Origin of the sequence: Exiguobacterium aurantiacum, assembly GCF_001766415.1 — a bacterium.
Classification (GTDB): domain Bacteria; phylum Bacillota; class Bacilli; order Exiguobacteriales; family Exiguobacteriaceae; genus Exiguobacterium; species Exiguobacterium aurantiacum_A.
The window spans coordinates 17,322-42,517 of the sequence record NZ_MKXO01000003.1 but is presented as its reverse complement, the minus strand read 5'-3'; the positions used below and the strand labels follow the sequence as shown (position 1 = coordinate 42,517).

At 54.2% G+C, this 25,196-nt stretch carries 29 protein-coding genes and 1 riboswitch; of the genes, 15 read left to right on the top strand and 14 right to left on the bottom strand.

The window, feature by feature from the left end:
• Positions 1-2 precede the first annotated feature (2 nt).
• Together BJU60_RS07870 and BJU60_RS07865 are read right to left on the bottom strand one after the other, a co-directional pair.
• Positions 3-740 (bottom strand): (Fe-S)-binding protein, encoded by a 738-nt coding sequence (locus BJU60_RS07870; RefSeq protein ID WP_070328569.1) that lies wholly within the window; start codon positions 738-740, stop codon positions 3-5.
• Between the two features lie 238 nt (positions 741-978).
• Complete coding sequence (locus tag BJU60_RS07865) at positions 979-2,268, bottom strand: NCS2 family permease (RefSeq protein WP_070328344.1); 1,290 nt, start codon at positions 2,266-2,268, stop codon at positions 979-981.
• A gap of 236 nt (positions 2,269-2,504) precedes the next feature.
• Between BJU60_RS07865 and BJU60_RS07860 the strand changes: the two genes are divergently transcribed.
• From BJU60_RS07860 to BJU60_RS07845, 5 genes are all read left to right on the top strand, one after another.
• Positions 2,505-2,738, top strand: a complete 234-nt coding sequence (locus tag BJU60_RS07860; RefSeq protein ID WP_016508014.1) for a hypothetical protein — start codon at positions 2,505-2,507, stop codon at positions 2,736-2,738.
• Positions 2,739-2,749: 11 nt separating this feature from the next.
• Positions 2,750-3,709: a LacI family DNA-binding transcriptional regulator gene (locus BJU60_RS07855; protein WP_070328343.1), complete on the top strand. Its 960-nt coding sequence runs from the start codon at positions 2,750-2,752 to the stop codon at positions 3,707-3,709.
• Positions 3,710-3,776: 67 nt separating this feature from the next.
• Positions 3,777-4,061: a HesB/YadR/YfhF family protein gene (locus BJU60_RS07850; protein ID WP_016507928.1), complete on the top strand. Its 285-nt coding sequence runs from the start codon at positions 3,777-3,779 to the stop codon at positions 4,059-4,061.
• A gap of 96 nt (positions 4,062-4,157) precedes the next feature.
• Complete coding sequence (locus BJU60_RS15445; RefSeq protein ID WP_016507966.1) at positions 4,158-4,292, top strand: hypothetical protein; 135 nt, start codon at positions 4,158-4,160, stop codon at positions 4,290-4,292.
• A gap of 97 nt (positions 4,293-4,389) precedes the next feature.
• Positions 4,390-5,319 carry a manganese-dependent inorganic pyrophosphatase gene (locus tag BJU60_RS07845; protein ID WP_070328342.1) on the top strand — a complete coding sequence of 310 codons (930 nt, stop codon included), beginning with the start codon at positions 4,390-4,392 and terminating at the stop codon, positions 5,317-5,319.
• A 46-nt stretch (positions 5,320-5,365) separates the two neighbouring features.
• Here the strand turns inward: BJU60_RS07845 and BJU60_RS07840 are convergent, their stop codons facing one another.
• Genes BJU60_RS07840 through BJU60_RS07830 form a run of 3 tightly spaced genes read right to left on the bottom strand, consistent with a single transcriptional unit; the run spans position 5,366 to position 8,734 of the window.
• Positions 5,366-6,490, bottom strand: a complete 1,125-nt coding sequence (locus BJU60_RS07840; RefSeq protein WP_070328341.1) for a DUF418 domain-containing protein — start codon at positions 6,488-6,490, stop codon at positions 5,366-5,368.
• Positions 6,491-6,511: 21 nt separating this feature from the next.
• Entirely contained in the window at positions 6,512-8,065 is a 1,554-nt protein-coding gene (locus tag BJU60_RS07835; RefSeq protein ID WP_070328340.1) for an ABC-F family ATP-binding cassette domain-containing protein, read from the bottom strand.
• A 60-nt stretch (positions 8,066-8,125) separates the two neighbouring features.
• The gene (locus tag BJU60_RS07830; RefSeq protein ID WP_070328339.1) at positions 8,126-8,734 is read right to left on the bottom strand and encodes an NAD(P)-dependent oxidoreductase; all 609 of its coding nucleotides are present in this window, start codon (positions 8,732-8,734) and stop codon (positions 8,126-8,128) included.
• A gap of 132 nt (positions 8,735-8,866) precedes the next feature.
• Positions 8,867-8,968, top strand: a riboswitch (purine riboswitch).
• 78 nt (positions 8,969-9,046) lie between these two features.
• On the opposite strand from BJU60_RS07830, the gene BJU60_RS07825 reads away from it, so the two are divergent.
• The 4 genes from BJU60_RS07825 to BJU60_RS07810 are packed head-to-tail and all read left to right on the top strand — an operon-like array spanning position 9,047 to position 11,999.
• Entirely contained in the window at positions 9,047-9,628 is a 582-nt protein-coding gene (locus BJU60_RS07825; protein ID WP_070328338.1) for a xanthine phosphoribosyltransferase, read from the top strand.
• Complete coding sequence (locus BJU60_RS07820; RefSeq protein WP_070328337.1) at positions 9,625-10,929, top strand: nucleobase:cation symporter-2 family protein; 1,305 nt, start codon at positions 9,625-9,627, stop codon at positions 10,927-10,929. Before BJU60_RS07825 ends, BJU60_RS07820 begins: the two co-directional genes overlap by 4 nt.
• Positions 10,930-10,962: 33 nt before the next feature.
• Positions 10,963-11,610 (top strand): NAD(P)H-binding protein, encoded by a 648-nt coding sequence (locus BJU60_RS07815; protein WP_070328336.1) that lies wholly within the window; start codon positions 10,963-10,965, stop codon positions 11,608-11,610.
• Positions 11,607-11,999 (top strand): RDD family protein, encoded by a 393-nt coding sequence (locus BJU60_RS07810; RefSeq protein WP_070328335.1) that lies wholly within the window; start codon positions 11,607-11,609, stop codon positions 11,997-11,999. Before BJU60_RS07815 ends, BJU60_RS07810 begins: the two co-directional genes overlap by 4 nt.
• A gap of 25 nt (positions 12,000-12,024) precedes the next feature.
• Here the strand turns inward: BJU60_RS07810 and BJU60_RS07805 are convergent, their stop codons facing one another.
• Positions 12,025-13,290: a purine/pyrimidine permease gene (locus tag BJU60_RS07805; protein ID WP_070328334.1), complete on the bottom strand. Its 1,266-nt coding sequence runs from the start codon at positions 13,288-13,290 to the stop codon at positions 12,025-12,027.
• A 75-nt stretch (positions 13,291-13,365) separates the two neighbouring features.
• Here BJU60_RS07805 and BJU60_RS07800 point away from each other — a divergent pair, with 75 nt between their 5' ends.
• Positions 13,366-14,070 carry an alpha/beta hydrolase gene (locus tag BJU60_RS07800; RefSeq protein WP_070328333.1) on the top strand — a complete coding sequence of 235 codons (705 nt, stop codon included), beginning with the start codon at positions 13,366-13,368 and terminating at the stop codon, positions 14,068-14,070.
• 32 nt (positions 14,071-14,102) lie between these two features.
• On the opposite strand, the gene BJU60_RS07795 is transcribed toward BJU60_RS07800, so the two are convergent.
• The 3 genes from BJU60_RS07795 to BJU60_RS07785 all read right to left on the bottom strand — a co-directional run bounded on the left by BJU60_RS07795 (position 14,103) and on the right by BJU60_RS07785 (position 17,872).
• A complete protein-coding gene (locus BJU60_RS07795; protein ID WP_083274074.1) occupies positions 14,103-15,308 on the bottom strand; it encodes an MFS transporter in 1,206 nt (401 codons plus the stop codon).
• 91 nt (positions 15,309-15,399) lie between these two features.
• The gene (locus tag BJU60_RS07790; RefSeq protein ID WP_070328331.1) at positions 15,400-16,191 is read right to left on the bottom strand and encodes an endonuclease/exonuclease/phosphatase family protein; all 792 of its coding nucleotides are present in this window, start codon (positions 16,189-16,191) and stop codon (positions 15,400-15,402) included.
• Positions 16,192-16,243: 52 nt separating this feature from the next.
• Positions 16,244-17,872, bottom strand: a complete 1,629-nt coding sequence (locus tag BJU60_RS07785) for a PTS transporter subunit IIBC (RefSeq protein ID WP_070328330.1) — start codon at positions 17,870-17,872, stop codon at positions 16,244-16,246.
• Between the two features lie 221 nt (positions 17,873-18,093).
• Here BJU60_RS07785 and BJU60_RS07780 point away from each other — a divergent pair, with 221 nt between their 5' ends.
• From BJU60_RS07780 to BJU60_RS07770, 3 genes are all read left to right on the top strand, one after another.
• Positions 18,094-18,858, top strand: coding sequence for a TrmH family RNA methyltransferase (locus BJU60_RS07780; protein ID WP_070328329.1), 765 nt, complete (start codon positions 18,094-18,096; stop codon positions 18,856-18,858).
• A gap of 58 nt (positions 18,859-18,916) precedes the next feature.
• Positions 18,917-19,372, top strand: a complete 456-nt coding sequence (locus BJU60_RS07775; RefSeq protein ID WP_236633530.1) for a GNAT family N-acetyltransferase — start codon at positions 18,917-18,919, stop codon at positions 19,370-19,372.
• A 92-nt stretch (positions 19,373-19,464) separates the two neighbouring features.
• Positions 19,465-19,968, top strand: a complete 504-nt coding sequence (locus BJU60_RS07770) for a hypothetical protein (protein ID WP_070328328.1) — start codon at positions 19,465-19,467, stop codon at positions 19,966-19,968.
• Between the two features lie 33 nt (positions 19,969-20,001).
• On the opposite strand, the gene BJU60_RS07765 is transcribed toward BJU60_RS07770, so the two are convergent.
• A complete protein-coding gene (locus BJU60_RS07765) occupies positions 20,002-20,511 on the bottom strand; it encodes a hypothetical protein (RefSeq protein WP_070328327.1) in 510 nt (169 codons plus the stop codon).
• Between the two features lie 115 nt (positions 20,512-20,626).
• Here BJU60_RS07765 and BJU60_RS07760 point away from each other — a divergent pair, with 115 nt between their 5' ends.
• The gene (locus BJU60_RS07760; protein ID WP_070328326.1) at positions 20,627-21,283 is read left to right on the top strand and encodes a TVP38/TMEM64 family protein; all 657 of its coding nucleotides are present in this window, start codon (positions 20,627-20,629) and stop codon (positions 21,281-21,283) included.
• 31 nt (positions 21,284-21,314) lie between these two features.
• On the opposite strand, the gene queF is transcribed toward BJU60_RS07760, so the two are convergent.
• Genes queF through queC form a run of 4 tightly spaced genes read right to left on the bottom strand, consistent with a single transcriptional unit; the run spans position 21,315 to position 23,608 of the window.
• Positions 21,315-21,803 (bottom strand): preQ(1) synthase, encoded by a 489-nt coding sequence (gene queF / locus BJU60_RS07755; protein WP_070328325.1) that lies wholly within the window; start codon positions 21,801-21,803, stop codon positions 21,315-21,317.
• Between the two features lie 13 nt (positions 21,804-21,816).
• Positions 21,817-22,512, bottom strand: coding sequence for a 7-carboxy-7-deazaguanine synthase QueE (gene queE, locus BJU60_RS07750; RefSeq protein ID WP_254281671.1), 696 nt, complete (start codon positions 22,510-22,512; stop codon positions 21,817-21,819).
• Positions 22,512-22,967, bottom strand: coding sequence for a 6-carboxytetrahydropterin synthase QueD (gene queD, locus BJU60_RS07745; RefSeq protein ID WP_016509716.1), 456 nt, complete (start codon positions 22,965-22,967; stop codon positions 22,512-22,514). Before queD ends, queE begins: the two co-directional genes overlap by 1 nt.
• Complete coding sequence (queC, locus tag BJU60_RS07740) at positions 22,964-23,608, bottom strand: 7-cyano-7-deazaguanine synthase QueC (protein ID WP_035386372.1); 645 nt, start codon at positions 23,606-23,608, stop codon at positions 22,964-22,966. Before queC ends, queD begins: the two co-directional genes overlap by 4 nt.
• 208 nt (positions 23,609-23,816) lie before the next feature.
• Between queC and nhaC the strand changes: the two genes are divergently transcribed.
• Positions 23,817-25,193 carry a Na+/H+ antiporter NhaC gene (gene nhaC / locus BJU60_RS07735; protein ID WP_070328323.1) on the top strand — a complete coding sequence of 459 codons (1,377 nt, stop codon included), beginning with the start codon at positions 23,817-23,819 and terminating at the stop codon, positions 25,191-25,193.
• Positions 25,194-25,196: the final 3 nt, after the last annotated feature.

Genomic DNA, 25,196 nt, shown 5'->3' with positions numbered 1-25,196 from the left:
GCTCATGCTTGTTTCACCCCTTCGTTCAGCACTTCCGCGATATGCATCACTTTGATCGGATGCCCTTGTTTATGCAGGCGTCCCCCGATGTTCATCAAACAAGACGCATCAGCGCCGATCAATACGTCAGCCCCTGATTTTAAAATCGACTCGACTTTCTCGTCGACCATCTGTACCGATACGTCCGGCATCTTGACCGAGAACGTCCCGCCGAAGCCGCAACAGTTATGTACCCCTTCGAGTGGGACCATCGTCAACCCATCAACGTTTTTCAACAACTGTCCCGGTGCCGCCTCGATCCCGAGCAGGCGCGTCATATGGCACGAGGCGTGATACGTCGCTTTCGCCGGGAATTTTGCCCCGACGTCTGTCACTTCGAGCACGTCGACGATGAACTGCGTCAGTTCGAACGTCTTCGCCGCATGGGCTTCGGCCCGCTCTTTCCAGACGGGATCGTCTTTGAACAAGTGCGGATAATCGCGCATCATCATGACACACGAGCCGGACGGTCCGACGATATAGTCGGCGTCTGCTTTCTCGAACGTCTCGATCATGTGTTTGGCAATCTTTTTCGTCTCTTCATGGTAGCCGCTGTTATAGGCCGGTTGACCGCAGCACGTCTGCTCGAACGGGAAGCTGACGTCACAACCGAGATGTTCTAATAGTTCGACCGTCGCTTGTCCTACCGATGGGAATAACGTATCGGAGAGACAAGTGACGAACAACGCCACGTTTGGCATGTCCATTCCTTCTTTCCTGATTTTAGTCAAATTCGAAAACGGTTTCACAGTTATTATTCCATAACAAATGAGCACAAAACAGAAAAATGGAATCATTTTCTCAAAAAAATGTAAAATACTGTCTAATTGAGAACTAAATGATAATGAATACATATTCATGAAGAAACTGCTATAAGACAGTGATTCCCTGATTAATAACAGAAAAACCCTCGTCGGGGACGAGGGTTAAAGTAAAGTATTATAGGAAAAACATTTCCAAAATAAACAATCCGGCGAACAAGTAGATGAGCGGGTGGACCGTTTCTTTGTTCATCGCCTTGAAGATCGGGTAGAGGATGAACCCGAAGGCGATCCCGCGTTCGATACTGCCTGAGAGTGGCATGATGAGGATCGTCATGAACGCCGGGAAGTATTCACTGAAATCTGTCCAATCGATATAGCGGACGTTCGTCAGCATGAGTGCGCCGACGATGATGAGGGCCGGCGCCGTAATGGCGGCGACACCTGAGATCGCACCGATGAGCGGGCTGAAGAACAATGTGAGACCGAACAAGCCGGCGACGACGGCTGTCGTCAGTCCGGTCCGTCCGCCTTGGGCGACACCTGCGGCCGACTCGATGTAGGCCGTCGATGGACTCGTTCCGACGAGTGAGCCCCCCATCGTTGCGAGCGAATCAGCGAACAAGGCCCGGTGCCCGTTCTCGATCGTCCCGTCTTCTTTCAACAAACCGGCTTGCTTGCCGACACCGACGAGCGTTCCCGTCGTGTCGAACAACGTGACGAGGAAGAATGACAATACGGCCCCGAACAAGCCATATTGGATGACGTCAGAGAAAGCGGTGAGCGGGTTGACCATCAACCCTTCCGGTAGCGTCGGCATCGCCGTCACGCCTTCGATTTTCAATAGACCCATGAAGTAGGCCGCGATACCTGTGAGCACCATCCCGATAAGAAGGGAACCCGGTACGTTACGTGAGAACAGAAGCGCCGAGACGATCAGTCCACCGAGGACGAGCAAGACGCTCGGTGACGACAACTCCCCGAGACGGACGAGGTTCGCTTCATCCGCGACGATGAGTCCGGACAGCTTCAAGCCGAGCGAGGCGATGAACAACCCGATACCGGTCGTGATGGCGTGCTTCAATGAAGCGGGGATCGCTTGAATCAGTTTCGTCCGGATCGGTGACAGCGACAAGATCAGGAAGAAGACCGACGAGACGAAGACGACGCCGAGCGCGGCTTCTGGTGCGATCTGTTGTTGCGCGACGAGTGTATAGGCGAAGAAGGCGTTCAAGCCCATCCCAGGTGCGACCGCGATCGGCAGGTTGGCATAGAACGCCATTAACCCTGTTCCGATCAAGATGGCGATGATCGTCGCCGTGAACGCCTGCGCGAACGGGATGCCTGCGTCCGACAAAATCGCCGGGTTGACGACCGAGATGTAGGCCATCGTGACGAACGTTGTGATGCCGGCCATCACTTCTTGTTTAACGTTCGTCCCGTGTTGCTGTAAACGGAATAAGTTCATTAGGAAGACTCCTTATAAGTAGTAATTTCCGAACATTAACTGTCCGGTAAAATGGAATACACGTTATCAACTTGTTGACTATACGAAATCGAATCGACATCGTCAATGATTTCGAGTTAAAAAACTAAAAAAGTTCTCATTTGAGCGTTTAATGTTCGGAATTAGAGTTTTTTAATAAAGTGCTTGCTCTGAAACGCGTTTCAGAATGTACGGTAGAGTCAAAGGAGGGAAGCCTGATGAATCCGACGACGTGGAAGGCTTGGTGCAGCGGGATTGTCTATGAACTGGTCATCAATCAATTGTACACACCGTTCGGACGCATGTTGTGCGCCCAGTTTCAAGATGAGTTTCTTCGCTTACCTGTCGAAGAACGGTTTCGTCTCGCCCAAGCGATTCGGCGACAAGTGATGGCAAGAGATGACAGTCGGTCAGTAGAATGGGTACACTATATGGAAAGACTGACAGATTGAGGTGAGGCGGGATGGCGAACATTCGAGATATCGCGAAACAAGCGGACGTGTCGGTGACGACGGTCTCGCGGGTGATTAATGAACATCCATACGTTTCAAAAGAAAAGCGACAGCGTGTCCATGCGGCGATGGCAGAGCTTGGCTATTTACGGAATCAGCAGGCGCTGACGCTGTCGACTGGGCGCACGCAGCGATTCGTCGTCGTGTTGCCGTATATGGACCATCCGTATTACGGACTGTTCGTCAACGGACTCGCGAAAGCGGCGCTCGTGAAAGGGTACCGTCTCGTCATGTGGCAGACCGAGTACAAGCTTGATCAAGAGCGGCAAGCACTCGACTTACTGAGGCATCGTGAAGTTGATGGGGCGATTCTGTTGTCGCATGCGATGTCGTTCGAAGAATTGGAGACGTACCGTAGTTTCGGCCCGATCTCGGTCGCGACGGTCGGTGCGCCTGAGACGATCTCCTCGGTCCATGTCGACCATTACGCGGCGTTCGCCACTGGGTTACAGGTTTTGAAACAAGGCGGCTATGAAGATATCGGCATCGTCTTATCGCGGCAGTCTAGTCCGAGCTCAATCGCGCGTCAGCGGGCCTACTTCGATGAAGTGGCGTCCGCGCGTGAGCGATGGGTATGGACCGGTTACTTGACGAGTGAAGACGGGATCCGCTTAGCGGCAGAGTTCCTTCAACGAAAAGAGCGTCCCCGCGCGCTCTTTTTGTCGTCCGATTACGTCGCGCTCGGTTTTTTAGGGGAGATGCACCGGCGTGGCGTCCGAATACCGGAAGACGTCGCCATCCTCGGGTTTGACGGCCACCCGATCAGCCAGGCGTTCGGATTAGCGACGATGCACGCGCCGCATGAAGAAATCGGTCGCGCCTTGTTCGACGTGACGTTCGATGAGATGGACGGCGGTGCGGTTAGGACGCAAAGTCTGACCGTCACGTACTTCCCGGGTATGACACTATAGGCAACTTCCTCGCTCGCTTTTTGAGAAACGATTAGAATGAAGACAGAAGTCGAGAGGAGGATGTTACATGAAGATCAACGTGACGGAAGAAGCACTCCAATTTTTTAAAGACGAAATGGAAGTCGAGGCGGGACAGACGGTTCGTCTGTTCGCCAAATACGGGGGTTCGACTGATTTGACGCACGGGTTCTCGGTCGGTGTCATCACAGAAGAGATCGATAACGCCGTCGTCGAGACGAACGCAGATGGAATTCGTTTCGTCGTCGCCGAGCAGGACGAATGGTTGTTCCAAGGACAAGACGTCAACGTCGAGATCCGCGGGGATGAAGTCGTGTTCGTCCAAGCTGACTGACATGACAGTTTGTTTACGGATGTGAGACATCCGTTTGACCGTGTCAACCTTGGGGAACAGTCTACGACAAGACTCAGTACCGAAAGGATGAGACAAATGTCAGACAAAGACAAACGTGAACAAGAAGAACAAGAGAAGTTGAACCGGGACCAACCGGATATCTCGCACGAAGAAGATTCAAAAGGGGATCATTCGGACCTCGAAGAGACAGACGAAGACGAACAATCGTGAAGAGCCGAGTCTAGGCTCTTTTTGTTTTGGAATTGAAAGAATGGGGATTGACGGTATAATGGATAAGGGAAAACTACAACAGTGAGGAGAATGCATCATGAGTACAGTACTTGTCTTCGGACATAAAAATCCAGATACGGATACAATCTGTTCGGCGCTCGCTTACGCTGAACTGAAAAAGAAATTAGGCATGGACGCCGAGGCGGTCCGTCTCGGTGAGGTGAACGGGGAGACGCAATACGCGCTCGACCACTTCCGTGTCAAGGCGCCGCGCCTCGTCGAACGTGTATCGGACGAAACGAGCTCGGTCATCTTGGTCGACCATAACGAGTTCCAACAAAGTGCGCCCGACATTGCTGACGTGCGAATCCTTGAAGTCATCGATCATCACCGCATCGCTAACTTTCAAACAGCAGACGCACTCTACTACCGGGCGGAGCCGGTTGGCTGCACGGCGACGATCTTGCTCAAGCTGTACAAAGAGCACGGTGTCGAAATCGCGTCTGACATGGCCGGATTGATGCTATCGGCGATCATCTCGGACTCGCTCTTGTTCAAGTCACCGACATGCACGGACGAGGATGTCAAAGCAGCGAAAGAGCTTGCAGACATCGCCGGAACTGACGTCGAGGCGTACGGTCTCGAAATGTTGAAAGCAGGAGCCGACTTGAGCCAGAAGACGGTGCCTGAACTCATCTCGCTCGACGCGAAAGAGTTCGCGATGGGCGACTACCGCATCGAGATCGCCCAAGTGAACACGGTTGACGCGAACGACGTGTTGAGCCGTAAAAGTGAAGTCGAGGCGGCGATGGCGAAGACGATTGCTGACAAACAGCTCGACTTGTTCGTATTCGCCATCACGAACATCTTGACGAATGATTCAGAAGCACTCGTTGTCGGTGCGAAGCATGATTTGTTTGAACAAGCGTTCAACGTCGAACTGTTAGACGGCCTGGCGACACTTCCTGGCGTCGTATCACGTAAAAAACAAATCGTTCCTGTGTTGACAGCAGCGGCGACGAACTAAGAAATGAGAAAGGCTCGAAGCGAGATGCTTCGAGCCTTTCTGCATGCTATGATACTTTCTTCTGAATCCCGTACGTCCCGATCCGCCATGACTTCTCGAACGGTCCGTAGCGATGCGATTTGAGCCACCACATCGAGAAGAACGTTTGGGCAATCAAAATCGCGATGCTCAAGAACAATCCTTCAGTGAGCGACAGACGTCCGTAATACCCGAGGGCGATGACGGGAAGGACGACGACGAGCGTGTGCGTCAAGTAGTTCGTCAGCGCCATCCGGCCGAGCGCCTGGAGCGGACGGAACGTGAGTCCTTTCCGGACGGCGACGGTGAACAGACAGACGTACGTCGTCGCGAGCAGTTTTCCGGAGATGAGGACGGCTGCTAGGTTCGTCCAGTAGTAAGCGCCGCCACCGCCATAACGATGCCAAAGGATGACCCCGAAAAACGGCAAGGCGAGAACACTGCAAATGATGGCCGTCCGCGTCAATCCTTGAAGCGTCCATGTGAGCAGCTTCCGCTCACGCCCGATATAGAGACCGAATAAGAATAGGCAAAAGATTTCAATCCCGACAAGCAGAGAGTTTGAGATCGCGCTAAAGATCTCGACGTCGAGCCGGTAATCGAACCAAGCGCCAAAGCCGGCGTTATACGCGGTCGGGAACGGATAGCCGGGATTGAAATACCCCGTCGTCCACTCCATCAAGACAGATGAGCCATAGAACAAGAGAAAACTCCCGATCAACAAACTCCACGCCCACGTCAAAATCGCGCGGTTGCTCAATCCATAAAACAAGGGGAGCAACAACCCCCACATCGCATACGTATGTAAGATGTCACCCGACCAGATGGCCAGGTGAGCAAGTCCGAACAGGAAAAGGATGATGATGCGTCGGACATAGCGACTCGCCGAGTCCCCACGCGCGTAAGAGCGTTCGAGGAAAATCGAGAAGCCGATGCCGAACAGTAAAGAGAAAATTGTATAGAACTTCGTCTGGATGAACAAGTCGAACAGTGTCCTTACGACGAGGTCACTACCTTCATACATCGGTTTACCGAAGATCCAGTCGCTCCCGAGCATGCTCGGGATGTTGACGAGGAAGATGCCGCACAGGGCAAACCCTCGAATGATGTCATAGAGAACGATGCGTTCGTTCAATTGGATTGGGCCTGTCATGCGACACTTCCTCTACACGTTTTAGAATACTTTTGTCGTCCACGATTCGCAGTTCCAGACGTCGGTGACGATGTCTTGATAGAACTCAGGCTCGTGACTGATGAGCAAGATGCTGCCTTTATACTCTTTCAACGCACGCTTCAACTCTTCTTTCGCGTCGACGTCCAAGTGGTTCGTCGGCTCATCGAAAAGAAGTAAGTTTGACTCGTTGTTTTGGAGCTTACAGAGGCGGACTTTCGCCTTCTCGCCACCACTGAGGACGGCAATTTTACTTTCGATATGTTTCGTCATGAGACCACACTTCGCGAGCATGGCCCGGACTTGTTGCTGGTTGAGCGACGGGAACTCGCTCCAGATCTCTTCGATACACGTGTTGTTGCTGACGGCCGCTTCTTGTTCGAAGTAGCCGATCTCTAAGAACTCGCCGCGTTCGACCGTTCCTTCAAGTGGGTTGATCAAGCCGAGCAGACTCTTCAAGAGTGTCGTCTTCCCGATTCCGTTCGCGCCGACGAGGGCGATCTTCTGACCGCGCTCCATCTGCAAGTCGAGCGGACGTGAGAGCGGCTCATCGTAACCGATGACGAGACCTTTCGCGTCAAAGATGAGACGGCCTGACGTGCGCGCCTGCAAGAAACGGAACTCTGGCTTCGGACGTTCCGCGCTCAGCTCGATGACGTCCATCTTGTCGAGTTTCTTTTGACGTGACATCGCCATGTTTCGTGTCGAGACGCGGGCCTTGTTACGGGCGACGAAGTCTTTCAAATCAGCGATTTCCGCTTGTTGGCGTTTATAAGCCGACTCAAGCTGCGACCGTTTCATCTCGTACACTTCCATAAACTTGTCGTAGTCGCCGACGTAACGCGACAAATCTTGGTTCTCCATATGGTAGACCAAGTTGATGACGCTGTTTAAGAACGGGATATCGTGCGAGATCAAGATGAACGCATTGTCGTAGTTCTGAAGATAACGCTTCAACCACTCGATATGAATCTCGTCCAAATAGTTGGTCGGCTCATCGAGGAGGAGGATGTCCGGCTTCTCAAGGAGCAGCTTCGCGAGCAACACTTTCGTCCGTTGTCCACCTGATAGGTCAGCGACGTCGCGGTCGAGACCGACGTCTAAAATACCGAGTCCGCGGGCGACTTCTTCGACTTTCGCATCGATGATATAAAAGTCGTTCGAATCGAGCGTCTCTTGCAGTTCGCCGACTTCAGCGAGCATGTCGTCCATTTGTTCAGGTGACGCGTCACCCATTTCCATGTAGAGTTCGCCGATGCGTGTCTCCATGTCGATCAAGTATTGGAATGCGCTCTTCAACACGTCGCGAATCGTCATCCCACGTGCGAGGACGGCGTGCTGGTCGAGGTAACCGACGCGGACGTTTTTCGCCCACTCGATCTTCCCTTCATCCGGTTGCAGTTTGCGCGTGATGATGTTCATGAACGTCGATTTTCCTTCACCGTTTGCTCCGATGAGGCCGATGTGTTCACCTTTTAATAGACGGAAAGACACGTCATTTAAAATGGCGCGGTCACCGAAACCGTGGCTCAAGTTTTGTACTGTTAATATACTCATAATTCGTATTCGTTCCCTTCAAAGTTGACTATCCGATATTGTAGCATGGATTCAAAAAAATTAGTACGCCAGTCCGACCGACTGCCGGACGAAACTGTTCTCTTCGACCGTGTTCAACATGAACTGGGCGACGTCAGCGCGTGAAATCTGTTTACCGTCGGCAGGGATCCCGTCGATGTCCGTCCGGTACACCGATGTTCGCGGACCGTCAGTCAGTTGCATCGGCCGCACGATCGTGTAGTCGAACGACGAGTTGCGCCACAGGTCGACCGCGGCCCGGTGGTCGCGAAGCGGCTTCCGGAGCATGAACGTCACGACCGTTCCGGCGATCCCGGGAATCTCTTTGTCAATCCCGGCAGACGCGAGGTACAGAATGCGCGTCACATCGTTCGCTTTCATGGCGGGGACGAGCGCATCGGTCACGCTGGCCAAGAAATCGGCGTCGCTCAAATCGGTCCCGAGACAGCTGATGACGGCGTCGTGCCCTTTGAGCGCGTCGGTCAACGCCGAACTGTCCGAGACGTCGCCTTCTATGATCTCGAGCTGCGGGGTCGGGATGAGTTTTTTCTGTTCGCGCACGAAGGCGGTCACGTGATGGCCGTGCTCGATGGCTTGATCGACAAACTGATGACCGGTCCGGCCGGTGGCACCAAGAACGAATAGCTTCATAATGGATGTGGCTCCTCTCGTTTTTCCAGTATCTTCAGTATACAGGAGTTTCAGAAAAATCGGACTTTTAGCCGCCTTTTCATAAACGGGTTGCAATTTCCACAATCTCGTCTACAATAAACCTTATCTTATATAACTAAAAAGATTCGCACTCGTATATCCGTGAGAATATGGCTCACAAGTCTCTACCGAACCACCGTAAATGGTTCGACTACGGGTGACGCTTGTCGTGTGCATTCTTTGTGTTTTCATGCGGTTCGTCGTCCCCGGGTAGGGGTGACGAATCGCATTTTTTTATTGGAGGGAAACACAATGAAGCAGTTAGAAGACAAAATTAGAGACGAAGGCCGTGCCTTGTCGGACCAAGTATTGAAAGTCGATGCGTTCCTGAACCACCAAGTCGATCCTGAATTGATGCAGGCGATCGGTCGTGAATTCGCAGACCGATTCCGTGATGACCAGATCGACCGAATCGTCACACTCGAATCGAGCGGGATCGCCCCAGCGATGATGACGGCGCTCGAGCTCGGCATCCCGTTCGTGTTCGCCCGCAAACGAAAATCACTCACGCTCCAAGACGACCTCGTCGAAGCGGACGTCTATTCGTTCACGAAACAAGAGACGAACCGCATCAGCTTGAGCCGTCGTTTCGTCCAACCGGATGAGCGTATCCTCGTCATCGATGACTTCCTCGCGAACGGGGAAGCGGCGCTCGGTTTGACGCAGCTCGTCGAGTCGGCCGGTGCGACCGTCGCGGGTGTCGGCATCGTCATCGAGAAGTCGTTCCAGCCAGGACGGGACAAACTGATCGACAAAGGGTATCATGTCGAATCACTCGCCCGTATCGCCAAACTTGGAGCAGATAGCATCTCATTCGTAGAGGTGGTCCGATGAACACGTTCAAAACGGCCAGTCTCGGGTTCCAACATCTGCTCGCGATGTACACAGGCGCGGCCATCGTCCCGCTTATCGTCGGTGGGGCCATCGGGCTCGGACCGACTGAGCTCGCGTATCTCGTCGCCATCGATTTGTTCATGTGCGGCGTCGCGACATTGCTTCAAGTATGGACGACCCGCTTCACCGGTGTTGGGCTACCGGTCGTGCTCGGTTGTACGTTCACAGCGGTCGGTCCGATGATCGCCATCGGCAGTTCGAGCGGTATTACAGCGATTTATGGGGCGTTGATTGCGAGCGGTGTCATCGTCATCTTGATTTCAGGCTTCGTCGGCAAACTGGCCCGATTCTTCCCGCCGGTCGTCCTTGGTTCGGTCGTGACGATCATCGGCCTCTCGCTTATCCCGGTCGCCATCAATGATATCGGCGGCGGGACACCGGGTGAGCCTGGTTTCGCTTCGATGCAAAACTTGGCGCTCGGCGGATTGACGATCGGTTTGATTCTCGTCTTGAACCGAGTCGGTACCGTGTTCAGTCGGGCGGCAGCGGTCTTGTTCGCCGTCTTGATCGGTACCGGTGTCGCCGCGTTCCTCGGTCTCGTCGATTTCAGCCCGGTCCGTGAGGCCGGCTGGTTCCAAATGGTGCAGCCGTTCTACTTCGGGGTGCCGACGTTTGACGTGTCGGCCATTCTCGTCATGACGCTCGTCGCCATCATCTCGATGATCGAATCGACTGGTGTGTTCTTGGCATTGAGTGATATCACGAAAAAACCAATCGGATCGAACGAATTGACGAAAGGGTATCGAGCCGAAGGTGTGGCGACGATCCTCGGCGGGATCTTCAACAGCTTCCCGTACACGACGTTCAGTCAAAACGTCGGACTCGTCCAGCTGTCGGGTGTCAAATCACGTCGTGTCATCTTTTGGACGAGCGGGCTCTTGATCTTGCTCGGCTTCTTGCCGAAAGTCGCGACGTTCACGACGCTCATCCCGAAACCGGTGCTCGGTGGGGCGATGCTCGTCATGTTCGGAACGGTCGCCGCGTCGGGGATTCGCATCCTTAGCCAAGCCGATTTTGCGAAAAACGAGAACTTGATCACGATCGCGCTCTCGATCGGCATCGGGCTCGGCATCACAGCCAACCCAGGCATTGTCGCCAATATGCCGGAATCGATCCAACTGTTCACGGATAGCGCCATCGTTGCCGGCTCATTCACAGCCCTGTTCTTAAACGGTTTCTTCCGTCTCGTCGATCGGTTCAGTCCCGACGAGGTCGTTGCCGATGAACGGCAAGTCAGCTAGACTGAAAGGAGTACGTAACAAGGGGGAACTAGGATGGGAAAAACAGCACTCGTTGTCGGCGCGACCGGTTTGATCGGACGCGAGCTCGTCGAGCAGTTGCTCGAACAAGAACGGTATGACGCGGTATGGATCGTCGTCCGCCGCTCGAAACGTTGGAGTCACCCGAAATTACATGAAGTTGTCGGCTTTGAGAAGATGGATGAGACGTTGCCTCACATTGACGATGTGTACTGTGCACTCGGTACGACGATTGCCGTCGCCGGATCACGTCAGGCGTTCAAACATGTCGACCTCGAGTTGCCGCTCGAAGTCGCGCGTGTCGCGAAACGCCACGGCGCCACACGTTACGCCGTCGTCTCGGCACAAGGTGCGTCATTGCGCTCGCCGTTCTTCTACAACCGAGTGAAAGGCGAACTCGAGAACGGGCTCAAAGTGTTCGGGTTCGAGCACTTGATTATCGCTCGTCCGTCGCTCTTGCTCGGCGACCGCGAGTCGTTCCGGCTCGGTGAGAAAGCGGCTGAAGTCGTAAGCCGTCCGTTCCAACCGCTGTTGCTCGAAAAAGTGCCAAATGCGGCCCCAATCCAAGCGTTACACGTGGCCCGGGCTTTGATCATGGCCGGAGAAGAAGGACAAGGCACGGAAGTGTTGACGTCCGGAATGATGCAGCGAATGAGCCAATGAAGCGAGTGACGAGCAAACGCACGAAAGCCGTCTTGATCGACGGTGTCATTGCCGGGCTCTTTAGTTTCGGTGTCGAACAGCTCGTTCGGAAGAAAGTGAAGAGCGAGTTCGTCCACGCGGTCATCACACCGACACTCGTCTCTTATGCGATCGAGGCGTGCCAGATGAGCCGTGGTGGTCAAACGATCGGCTACAAGCTGATGGGTCTCGAACTGAAGAACGATGACGGAACACCGGTCACGGCCGAGCAAGCGTTCAAGCGTGCCCTTCATCGGGACACGTTGACGGTTGCGGCTTACTTCAAGGACCGCGAACACTTCGAGGCGGAAGACGGTGCCGTCTTGCCGCACGACAAAGCTTTCCATATGCATGTAACCGAAAAGAACTGACCTCAGGCGCGAGGTCAGTTCTTTTTTAGTCGTGGATTCGGCTCAGGATGGCGGTCGTCAAAGAGACGACCGTCCCGAGGACGAGACCGTTCGAGAACACGGTCGCAAGGAGCGGCGGTAAATCGTTCATCGCTCCAGGCGGGAGCAACATCGCCCCGGCCCCGATGACGAGCGGGAGGCCGACGGTGAGCGACGCCGTCTTTTGGTTCAACTCGAACGCGGCCTCGTTAATCCCGATGATGATCATCGTCGCGATGAGCGGGGTGACGATGGCGTACCCGACCGCGGCCGGGATGCTTGCGATGAGCGACACGAACGGTCCGATCAAAGCGAGCACCATCATCAAGCCGTGAGCGACGAGGTGAGGGGCACGGTGCACGCTCTCCGTTGACGACAAGAAACCGGCTGTCCCAGAGATCGCGACCGGTCCAGGCGTTCCAAACAAACCAGCGACCATCTGACTGACACCGCTGACGACGCCAGACGCGGCGACGTTGCCTTCGACTTGTTGTTTCGTCCGTGAACTGACGATGCGCTCAATCAATTTGATGTTCGCGAGCACGTTCGTCATGAGTAGAAGTGTGATGACGAAAGCGGTCGGAAGTAAGTTCCAATCCCATACCCAAGCGCCGAACGGGAACAGCTCAGGTACGAGGAAGAACGAGTCCGAACGAACGATCGGGTTGCCGAGACCGAGCAGGTTGAACAATCCGAACCCGACGAAAAGCGTCATGACGAGACCGTATTGTTTGAAGCGGCTCCGCTCGAGCGTGAGCGCGAACAAGACGAGCCCGGCTGTCGCGACGGCTTGGACGATATTGATGCCGTCCTCGCTCACACCGAAACCGCCTTTAATGACGGCACCGGATAGTTGCAGGACGAGCAGGATCATATAGACGCCGAGCACTTGAGGCGTGAACAGCGACAGCATGCGCCGTAACAGTCCGGTCACGGTCATGACGACGCCGAGCACACCGCTCAAGAACAGCATGAAGCCGAGCGCTTGGAGCGTCTCTTGCCCACTACCATAGAGGGCAGGGCCGATCGAGGCGTACAGCGTGAACACACCCCACCAAATGCCGGCCGGTCCTTCTAAGATCGGCAGACGGTGGCCGAATAGCGTCTGGATGATGCTGAACAGTGCGAAGATGAACAGCGAGCGCGAGATGAACGTCATCGTCTCGGCCGGCGACAGTTCAAATAGGGCGGCGATGGCGAGCGGTGGTACAATGTTGGTAGCTAAAATAAAAATAAACCACTGAATCGTCGTGGTTACAGAACTTTTCGTCATGGTGTCCCCCTGATATTTCCCTTTTTTACTACTAGTGTACCGTGACGACGAAGTGGATGCAAATGGAGGTATATAATGAAGAGAAAACTGAAGTGGATCGGACTGTCGTTGCTTGCTGTCATCCTTGTCGCCGTGATCGGCTTCGTCGTTTGGACGCAAATGACGTACGGACCGACGGATGAAGCGCTTGGCTATGCGGCTGAAGCTGAACAGGTCGACAACCGACTCGAGTTCGGTGACCGGACGAGTGAGGTCGGGATTATCTTGTACCCGGGTGCAAAAGTCGATAAAGAGGCGTACGCCTATTACGGGACCCGATTGGCGGAAGCAGGGCATTTTGTCGCGATCCCGTCGCTGCGCTTGAACCTCGGCATCTTAGATATCGATGCGGCGGAAACAATCATCGAGGCACATCCCGATATCGAGCGCTGGTACGTCGCCGGTCATTCGCTCGGCGGTTCGGCCGCCTCGGGCTATGCGCTCGAAAACGAAGATAAAGTCGACGGGGTCATCTTCCTCGCCTCGTATCCGATCAGCTCGATGACGGATAGCGACTTGCGCGTCTTGTCGATCTCGGGTGAATTGGATGGTCTGGCGACACCGGCCGATATCGAGACGAGCCGTGACAGCGTGCCGAGTGACGCCACGTTCCATCAGATCGAAGGTGGCAATCATGCCAACTTCGGCATGTACGGGCCGCAAGACGGGGATAACGACAGCCCGCTCAGCGCAAGAGAACAACTTGATGAGACGATCGATCAAATCGTAGATTGGCTCTAAAAAAACAGCGTGCCCGAACCTGGGCACGCTGTTTAGTGTTGGTCGAGACGATGACTGAGTGACGTCAAAGCCGCGGTCAGTAAGGCGACGGCGCCACCGACGAGGGCGAGCATCATGACCGGTGCGTTCGCATAGACGAGACCACCAAGAGCAGACCCCATGCCGATGCCGACGTTGCTCGCGACAGGCATGAGTGACGAGGCGAGACCTTTGGCGTCTGGGTTGAACTTCTCGGCCAAGTCGATCAAATAAATTTGCGTCGACGTCGTGAGCAGAATCGCCATGAACGACATGAGGGCGATGTTGATGAGACCGAGCGTCACGTTCGACGTCGTCACATAAAGCGCCGCGAGCACGACCGCTTGGATGAGAAAGACGAACCGGAGCCGACCGATCGGGTTATGGCTCGCGATTTTCCCGGCCGCCATGTTGCTGAAGATCGAGATGAAACCGTAGGCGAGCAGGATCGGACTGACCCATGCGACCGGAACGCCGAGCACGCCTTTTAAGATCGGGACGAGATACGTATAGACGACGTACGTCGCACCGAATCCGAAAGCCGGGATGAAGAAGGCGATCAAAATACGCGGATTCGTCAAGAGCCGGAGCTGGTCAGAGATCGATGTCTTCGCGCTCGATAACTGGTTGGGGACGACGCGGTAGACCGCGAACAAGGCGACGATACCGAGTGCGGTCGTCATGAAGAACGTCGCTTCCCAGCCCGCGCGTTGCCCGATGAACGTCCCGAGTGGCACACCGAACACGTTCGCCATCGTGAAGCCGCCGAAGATGAACGAGACGGCGATGCCGCGCTTCGTCGGCGGTACCGATTCACTGGCGACGAGCATGGCGAGCGAGATGAGCACACCGGTCACGACCGCGGTCACCATGCGTGTCGATAGCAGAAGACCGTAGTTCGGTGCTTGGCTGCTCAAGAAATTGAGTACGATGAAGCCGAGCGTGAGTCCGAGCATAAGTCTTCGTTTCGGCAAATGGCTCGTGAACGACATCATGAGCGGGGTGCCGATAGCAAAGCTGATGGCGAAGGCGGACACGAGCGTCCCGGCGGTGGCAATCGAGATGGTCAGTCCATCCGCGATATCGGGTAAAATTCCGACAATGACGAACTCACTCGTGCCGAGCACGAACGTGAGCAGCGCCAGTGATAAGATGAGCGTCCAGTCGTTGCGACTGAGCGATGGGGTGGTCGTCAAGATGTAATCACTTCTTTCGTTCAAAGGTTGTTAGACATCAGTCGTTTCCAACCATACAGGATTTTTTGGCAAAGCAAAACCCCTTTCTCTCCAGTTCAGAAAGAAAGGGGTTGTCTCATCGCCAAAACGCGGTCGCTTCGACACCGGCATGGTCTGACACGATTGGTCCGTTGTCGCCGTCAAAGACGACGGCGTGGCGCGAAACGTGGATCGGGGCGTTCGTCAACATCAAGTCGATGCGAAGCGCCTGCTTGTTCTCGTCCCAACCGGCGATTTTGCCTTGGACGGTCGCATCGCCTTCGCGCTCAGCCGCGAGAAAGAACAAGTCTTGAAGACCGTGGTCGATCAAATAGTCGTAGCCTTCACCGCGCAGAAACGCGTCGTTGTTGAAGTCGCCGAGCAGGAGAGCTCGGTCGTCATCTTCGACGCGGCGAAGCAGTTCATCGAGCTGGTGACGAGCCGGTTCGTCCGCATCATGCCACCAACCGAGATGGCACGAGTAGACGGCCGTCGGTTCGTCCGTGCCGCTGACGACGGCTTTGACGATTTTCCGAGACTTGTAATCGTTCGGGTCGGTCGTTTGGGAGACAAAGAACGACTCGGTCGAGACGAACGGTGTCCGCGATAAGATCGCGACGCCTTCTTCGTAGATATCATAGCCGTAATGGGCGAAATCCCATGTCATGTAATAGGCGACCCCTTGCTCACGGAGTTTTTCAACGAGGACGTGGGCAAAGTTGTTTTCACGGATGAGACCGTCAATCAGCGGTGCTTCTTTATGTTGGTTCACTTCTTGGAGCGCGATGATGTCATACTCCTCGCTCGCGATCCGTTCCACGATCGAGTCGATTTTCTCTTGTTGCCGATCTTCTAACCAGGCGTGACAGTTGAGCGTCAAAATATTCACAGTAGTCCTCCTTTAGAAAAAACAGGCCAACTCGCACGAGCTGGCCTGTTGATTATGCACCGATGACGTCTTGAATGTCAGACTTCAATACGTCGGCTTTCGGGCCGTAGATTGCTTGGACACCACGGTCTTTCAAGATGAGACCCATGGCGCCGTTCTTTTTCCATTCGCGCTCTTCTGAGACGAGCGACATATCTTTCACTGTGACACGAAGACGTGTCATGCAGGCATCGACGTCCTCGATGTTATCTTCCCCACCGAGTAGCGCGATAATCCCCATGACCTGCTCGTTGCCGGTCACCGTCGATTGCTCTGTCGCTTCTTCCATATAGTTGCCGTTGCGTCCAGGCGTCGGCAAGTTCATCTTCTTGATGAAGAAGTTGAACACCCCGAAGTTGATGAAGAAGAACGCAGCCGAGACGAGGAAGAAGTTGATCAAGTCTTGCAGGAGTCCGGCTTTGATGATCATCGGGATTCGCGTCAATAGCTCGATCGCACCGAACGCGTGGACACGAAGGTCGATAATGTCCGCCAAGGCGAAGGCGGCACCGGCCATGAGTGCATACATGACATAAAGGACTGGAGCGACGAACATGAACATGAACTCGATCGGCTCAGTGACACCCGTCAAGAAGACGGCGAGACCGGCCGAGAGGAACATCGGCTTGTACTGGGCTTTCTTGTCCTCGTCGACGTTACGGTACATCGCATAAGCGGCACCGATGAGCGCGGCGAACGACAAGATGACTTGACCGACTTTGAAACGGGCCGGTACGACGTCAGCGAGCAGCGTGTTGTAAGCAGCTGTATCTCCAGCGGCGCGAAGGTTGACGAGGTCCGTCACCCAAGCTAACCAAAGCGGATCTTGACCGGCGACGACTGAACCAGCTGTCGCGCCCGTTAAAATCGTGTACGTGCCCCCGAGCTCCGTGTAGTTCATCGGGACGGTGAGCATGTGGTGAAGACCGAACGGTAACAACAGACGTTCGAGCGCACCGTAGATGAACGGCGCGAGGATCGGTGCCGTGTCACGTGACGTGGCAATCCATTGGCCGAAGCTGTTGAGTGCCCCTTGAATCGTTGGCCAGATGATCGACAGCGCGATCGCCGCGACGACCGAACCGAGGATGACGACGAACGGAACAAACCGTTTCCCGTTGAAGAACGACAAGGCGTTCGGCAATTTACTGAAATTATAGAACCGGTTATAAAGTGCACCACCGAGGAAACCGGCGATGATCCCGACGAACACACCCATGTTCAGGGCAGGTGAACCGAGGACTGATGTGAAGTAGTCAGCGACGACGAGGTCGGCCCCAAAGAGGGATTGGACTGTCGCTTCCGGGTCTTGGAGCATGGCGCCGTTGACGTTAAATATGGCGCCTGTGACACGGTTGATCAAAATGAAGGCGATCAGTGCGGCGAACGCACCACCGGCCTTGTCTTTCGCCCACGAGCCACCGATGGCGACCGCGAACAAGATATGTAAGTTGACGATGATGCCCCAACCTAAGTCTTCGATGATGCGTGCCGTCGTGAGCAAGATGCTGACGTCTCCGGCTGACATGCCGATCAATTTACCGATCGAGATCATGAGTCCTGCTGCCGGCATAACGGCGATAACGACCATCAAGGCCTTACCGAGTTTTTGCCAAAAATCAAATGAGATGAGCTGTTTCATGCTATACGCTTCCTTCCTGTTCGGAACTTTTTCTCTGTTAAGAACGATCGCCAATGCAATCGCTTGCATTAATGATTGTAATCGATTGCATAAATTTGTGCAACCGGTTTCCTAAAATTCATAAATTTTCATGGAAGGATGAAAATACGCTGTTTTACGACGTCGCTTGTCAGTCGAAACGAATCCCGATAAAATACTAGAGGTTGAAAGGGGCGAGAAGAATGGGATGGAGACAGACGACATCAGCATTGTCAAAAGAAGAGCAGGCCACGTTGCTTGAAGAGTTGTTACGAACGGGCGTGATGAAAGAAGAGGATCGGCTCTTGTTCTCGATGCTCATGCCAGACCGCGTCAAGCGGATGCAAGACGTATTGAACACGCGGACGAATCACATCACGGTATTGACCGAGGGCGTTGACGATCCGCACAATCAGTCGGCCGTATTGCGTTCGGCGGACGCGTTCGGTGTGCAGACGCTTCACGTCGTCGAGGGACGGGCCAAGTTCAAACCGAACTCGATTATCGCCAAGAGTGCCGATCGCTGGGTCGACGTCGTCGAACACGCTTCCATTGAGGAGGCGATCGATCAGTTGAAAGCGGACGGCTATCAAATACTCGCGACGGCGCTCAGCGAAGAGGCGATCCCACTCGAAGACGTCGACGTGTCAAAACCGACCGTGCTCTTATTCGGGAACGAGCATCACGGTGTGTCGGAGCAGGCACTCGCGAAAGCGGACGGGAATTACGTCATCCCGATGCAAGGTTATGTCCAAAGTTTAAATATCTCGGTCGCTGCCGCCATCTCGCTTTATGATGTGACGACGCGGGCCCGTCATATCGTGACGGAAGGATACGGACTATCGATCGAGGACAAACAACGTGTGTTCAAAAACTGGATGGTGCGGAGCCTCCCGAAACGTTCGCTCGGGGTGTACAAACAAAAAGGTTTGAACGCATTTGAGCGAGAAACAGGAAAATCCGAGTAGATGGCGAAATAAACAGGCGTACGAGTAACTTGTCCATATTTCGAAAGGGGATGGAAAGATGAGTACGACCAGTTCATTTATCGTGAAAGATGTGACGACGAACTTTAGCGAGTTTGAAGAGGAATTCTTCAACCTGTATCGCCATCTGTACGGCGACATCGACCAACTTCGTTTTAAAGAACGACTGTACCGCCATGCCAACCCGCTCGTGTTACTCGCATTTTCTGACGACCGGCCCGTCGGATTCAAGATCGGCTACGAGGCTGAGCCATATCGCTTCTATAGCTGGGCTGGCGGCGTGCATCCTGAGTTCCAAAAGTACGGGATCGGCCGCAAGTTGATGGATACGCAACTCGAATGGGTGAAAGCGCAAGGATTCCACTCGATTCGGACGAAAGCGCGCAACACGAACAAAGGCGTCATCATTTTGAACCTGCTCTGTGGTTACGACATCATGGGGGCGTACACGGAAGATGGCGCACCGCGCATCATGATGGAGAAACAATTGAACTGACAGTTGAGCCGTGGCGAGTGCCGCGGCTTTTTTTGTAGGCATGAAACCAAATGAAGCGGCGTCCGTATATTAGGAAAAAAGGGGGAGACATTATGATCAACACGTTCGCATTCGGGGAAGAAGTATACATCGATTCGACAGGGATGGGAGATTCGTTTTTTAGTGGGATGTTCAGTATTTTTCCGATTTTTATTATTGGAATCATCGGTCTAATTGCATTCGCCTTCATTGCAGGTATCAGCCAACAAGTGAAGACGAGCGGTCTCTTAAAAGACATGCAACGCTTCGCCTCAGACCTCGCAGATCATCCCGATGACGCATCAGCAAACCGGCTCGCCGATTATTTACGGGACGTGAAGTCGTTTCCGGTCCATCGCACGCAGATGGAGCCGTTCCGGGTGGCGCTCGGTAGCTATCAACTCGTCATGGAATCACCGCACGTCGGAGACGAGACGAAAGAACGGGTCGACCGCCAATATAAGCGGCTCGGTATTTTAGACGGCGAGAAGTTCGCCGATGAGCCGGCGCCGAGACGTCGGTCTGGTTCGCACCATCATGACCACCACAATCATCATAACGACCATCATCACATGTAAAATGCGCCGGGAAGGTCCCGGCGCGTTTTTAGCTTACATATATCGGCTCGCATCAAAATCGATTTCGGTCCGGTGATTGGCCGCATCGATAGCGCTTGAGATACGGTTGGCCCGTTTCTCGACGTCGAGCGCCTTCAGACGGTACAGTTCCGGATCATAAAGCGCGTGCTTGATGACAGAAGTGCCTTCACCGTGACCCGATTGAAATTCGCGTTTCGGACGTTCGGCCAAGTCTTGATACATCCGAGCCTGAGCTCGCAACTGAACGGCGAACTCGATCGCCTCGACGAGCGGGAGCGGTCCATCGTTCGTCTCGATGACGTTATGCAAGTGCGCTTCACAGACGAGGCGGTCGAGACGACGCATGTCGGTCCGAATCGATTGGAGCTCGACCTCGATATCTTCGAGCGAGCGGGATTGGATCGTCGGGAGCGGCTCATCCTTCTCGAGCTCGATGAACGCGACCCGTTCGACTTCTTGTAACAACTTATCAATCTGCTTCAAGAGCAGGTGTTTCAATTTGATGGCATCTGCCAGGTACATTGGGATTCCTCCTTCTGCTTTTTCTAACCGTACCACACTGTGATTCCTAAAAAAAGGAAGGCGTTACTTTTTCGAGGTGAGGCGATATGATGAAAGAAAGAGGGGAGGTCGACCGATGAACAAGTGGAAAACACAATGGGTCATTGCCGTCGTTTTACTCGTATTCGGGACAGCGACGTTTCTCTATCAGTGGATCGACTTGCGACCGGGGGAGATCCGAGATTATATCGTTCAATTCGGTTGGCTCGCCCCGCTCATTTATATTTTATTGTTCACCGTTCGCCCGTTGATTTTATTTCCGACGTCCGTCTTGTCGGTTGCGGGCGGGTTGGCGTTCGGGACGCTGCCCGGTGTCATCTATACGGTCATCGGCGCCACGCTCAGCGCACTCGTCGCTTATTATGTAGCGGTTCGCTTCGGAGACCGGTTTCTGCGCCATTTCGAATCGAGCGATTATGAGAAGATTCAGCACAAAATCGAAGAAGACGGATTCTTTTACGTCTTGATCTTACGATTGATCCCGCTCGTCAACTTTGATTTGGTCAGTTATGCCTCAGGTTTGGCGAAAGTGCGACTCCCGGCTTATGTCTTCGCGACCTCGGTCGGTATGATTCCGGGGGCGTTCGCTAATAATTTTCTCGGTAGTAGCCTCGCGAGCGGGGATATGAAGCTGGTCATCCTCGCGCTCGCTGTCTTTGTCGTGTTGACACTCGTCGCGACCGTGTTCCGCGAACCGATCAAGCAACAAATCAACCGTTACAAAAAGAAGTAGGCGCTCAATTGGATGAGCGCCTACTTTTTGCTTAACGGTTGTCGACCGTCTCAGGGTACAAGTCGTGGTTGAACAGGCGATGTTCGGCCATTTGCTCGTACTTCGTGCCCGGCTTGCCGTAGTTGTAGTACGGGTCGATCGAGATGCCGCCGCGGGGCGTGAACTTGCCCCACACTTCGAGGTAGCGCGGTTCCATCAGCTTGACGAGATCTTTCCCGATGACGTTGATGCAGTTTTCGTGGAAGTCGCCGTGGTTACGGAAGCTGAATAAATAAAGCTTGAGCGACTTCGACTCGACGAGTTTTTCGTCCGGGATGTACGAGATGTAGATCGTCGCAAAGTCCGGCTGATTCGTAATCGGACAGAGCGATGTGAATTCCGGTGCGTTGAACTTCACGAAATAATCGTTTTCCGGATGCCGGTTCGGGAACGCCTCGAGCACGTCCGGGGCGTATTCAAAAATGTATGGGACGCTCTTCTGGCCGAGGAGCGACAAGTCTTGTAAGTCTTCTGGTCTCATGGATATCTTCTCCTTAGACGCCACGTTCGTTGGCGTACAGTAATGTGTGTAGCTGCGGCAAGACACGGACGCTTTGCCATGACGGGTCACGCGCGACGTCTTCCCACAACTCTTTCAAACGTCTGAGCTGCGCGTCGGTGATGTCACCGTCCGCCCCGGGCTCAGGGTTGCCGGCCGACAAGTACATGACGTCCGGGGTGTAGCGGGTTTGGACGTCTTTCGCATAGGCGAGATCGACCTCATCGAACACGGCGATTTTGAACGTCGTCTGTTCGGGACGCAGCCGTTCGACGATGGCGTCGAGTTTTTCCCAATCGGTCGTCATGCCGGACGACGGTGGTTTCGGGCTGAGCGTCACGTCGTCGATGTCTTGGAGCCAGTCTTGATACCGGCTACCTTGTGTCTCGACGGCGAGCTTGACGCCGCGTGCCTTCAACTTTTCGACCAAATCTTTCATACCGGCGATGAGGAGCGGGTTGCCGCCTGAGATCGTGACGTAATCGTACATTCCGAGCTCGTCGAGACGCACGATGATGTCATCAGCCGTCAGCATGTCGGGTTTTTCCGAACCGTCCCAGGTGAAGGCGGAGTCGCACCAGGCGCAGCGATAATCGCAACCGGCGGTCCGGACGAACATCGTCTTCTGTCCGATGGCGCGGCCTTCACCTTGAAACGTCGGCCCGAACACTTCGAGGACAGGGATCTTCATCAGTCCACCAGCCATTCGCGCCGGAACTCGGCGTAGGACGTCGGTGTCTCATAAAGGCGGACGAATTCGACGCGGACGTCGCGTTCGTCAGGCAAGTGCTTAGCGAGCTGATCGAAAATCCAGTAGCACATGTTTTCTGCTGTCGTATTCATATATGGAAGGGACTCATTTAAATAGCGGTGGTCGAGATACGGTTCGAGCTCTTCTTTAAAGATGGCTTTCAAGTCACCGAAGTCGAGCGTCATCCCACGATTGTCGAGAAAACCGCTGATTCCCATTTGAAGTTTGTACGTGTGTCCGTGGAGCGCTCGGCACTTCCCATCGTAATCAAACAAGTGATGGGCCGCATCGAACGTCACTTCTTTGACGATTTGGACGCGGTGCGGGCAGTAGATGAGCGAGCCGTCTTGTTTGGCTTCGACGCTCGTCGGGGCGAGGAATGGGGCGTGTTTCATACGCGTACCTCCTCGTATGCAGCGAGCCCGTTTTGACGGAGCACACACGCCGGACATTCGCCACAGCCTGAACCGAGCACACCGTTATAGCAGGTGAGGGTCCGCTCTTTGATGAAATCGAACGCTCCGAGCCGGTCCGCGAGTTCCCACGTCTGCTTTTTATCGAGCCACATGAGCGGCGTATCGATGACGAACGGGTAGTCCATCGCTAAGTTGAGCGTCACGTTCAATGATTTGACGAATTGGTCGCGACAGTCCGGGTAGCCCGAGAAGTCGGTCTCACAGACACCGGTGATGATGTGATGCATACCGAGTTGTTTGGCCATGACGGCCGCAAAGGATAAGAATAAATGGTTGCGTCCATCGACGAACGTATTTGGGACGTCCGCATTATCGATGTCGAGATCATGTCTCGTCAACGCGTTTGAGGTGAGTTGTCCGAGTAAGGACAAATCGAGGATGTGGTGCGGGACATCGAGTTCGGCCGCGATTTCTTTCGCGACCTCGATTTCCGCATCATGGCGCTGCCCGTAGGCGAACGTCACGGCTTCCACATGAGAGAATTGTTGTTTTGCCCAAAACAGGCAAGTGGTTGAATCTTGACCGCCACTGAAGACGACCAATGCTTTTTCGTGTTGCAACGTGCACACTTCCTTTTTCGCTAGTTTTGATGTCGGAGGAGGTTACGAACTCCGGAGGTCACCCTCGAGCGTTTACTTTACCATAAAAAGACGTTTGACAGGGAAAAGAGAAGTAGGTATAGTAAAGAACATCACTGACACACTTTCATGCATAAAAGCGTTTAAGCGGTTAGGTAGAAAATAATGGAACTGAAAGGAGGGGACGTCGATGCAGATGAAAGGGAAAGAGGCTGTATTCGTCGTGCTGATGAGCGGGATTTCCTTGCTCGCACTGATGTTTTTGGCCAAAGCGACGCCACATATGGCGATCTTTGGCACAATGGTACTAATAGGGGGATACGCGTATTATCGCACGCGCGACTTTAAACGCATCGAGACCGCGATGATCAACGGGATTCGTGAAGCGATTATGCCGATCATGATTTTATTGTTGATCGGGATGCTGATCGGAGTATGGCAAATGTCCGGTACGGTGGCGACGATCCTCTCCATCGGTTTAAATACAATCTCAGCCCAGTGGTTCTTACCGAGCGTGTTGCTCATCACGATGATCGTGTCATCGTTCACAGGGAGTGCCTTCACGACGGTCGGTACCGTCGGGGTCGCCTTGTTCGGGATCGGGATGGCACTCGGGATTTCCCCGGCGCTCGCCGCCGGAGCCATCGTGTCAGGTGCGCTCTTCGGTGATAAGATGAGCCCGCTGTCGGATACGACGAATTTTGCGCCAGCTGTGGCCGGTGTCAAACTGTTCGACCATATCCGCTTCATGATGGGGACGACCGTTCCCGCGATTGTAATCACACTCATCTTATTCACAGTTCTCGGACGGAGCGGTCAAGCGGCCGACACGACGCAAATCGCGGAAGCACAGACAGCACTCGCCGGACGGTTCAACTTGTCATGGTTGACACTGCTCGCACCGGTCCTCGTCGCCGTGCTCGCCTTCCGTCGGATGCCGGTATTGCCGACGATGCTCGTCGGGATGTTTGCCGGTGTGTTGACGGCCGGGTTCGTCCAAGGTAATTGGAACGTCTCGAACTGGTTCGGTGTCATGCAGGCCGGATTCAAGTCGGGCGTCGAGAACGAGACGATCGCGGCCGTGCTCGACCGCGGTGGCCTCGAATCGATGCTTTGGTCGGTCAGCCTCGTGTTGATTGCCCTCGCTTTCGGTGGACTGCTCCGTGAGCTGGGCGTGTTCCAAGCCATCGTCGATGCGTTACTAGAGCGTCTGAAGTCACCAGGTAGCTCGGTGCTGTCGGTCGTGCTCAGCTCGATCGGCGTCAACTTGCTCGCCGGCGAGCAGTACTTGTCGATCTTGCTCCCGGGACAAGCGTTCAAACAAGGGTTTATCGACCGCGGCATCGACCCGCGTTACTTGTCGCGTGCGCTTGAAGACGGCGGGACGGTCATCAACCCGCTCATTCCTTGGGGAGTGTCCGGTGCCTTCTTCGCCGCCACACTCGGCGTGCCGGTACTCGAATACGCACCGTTCGCGTTCTTCCTTTGGCTCAGCCCGATCTTCTCAATCGTGCTCGGTTACGTGAAGTTGGGGAAGCAGCGTGATGCGATCAAGCTCGCATCGTAATGA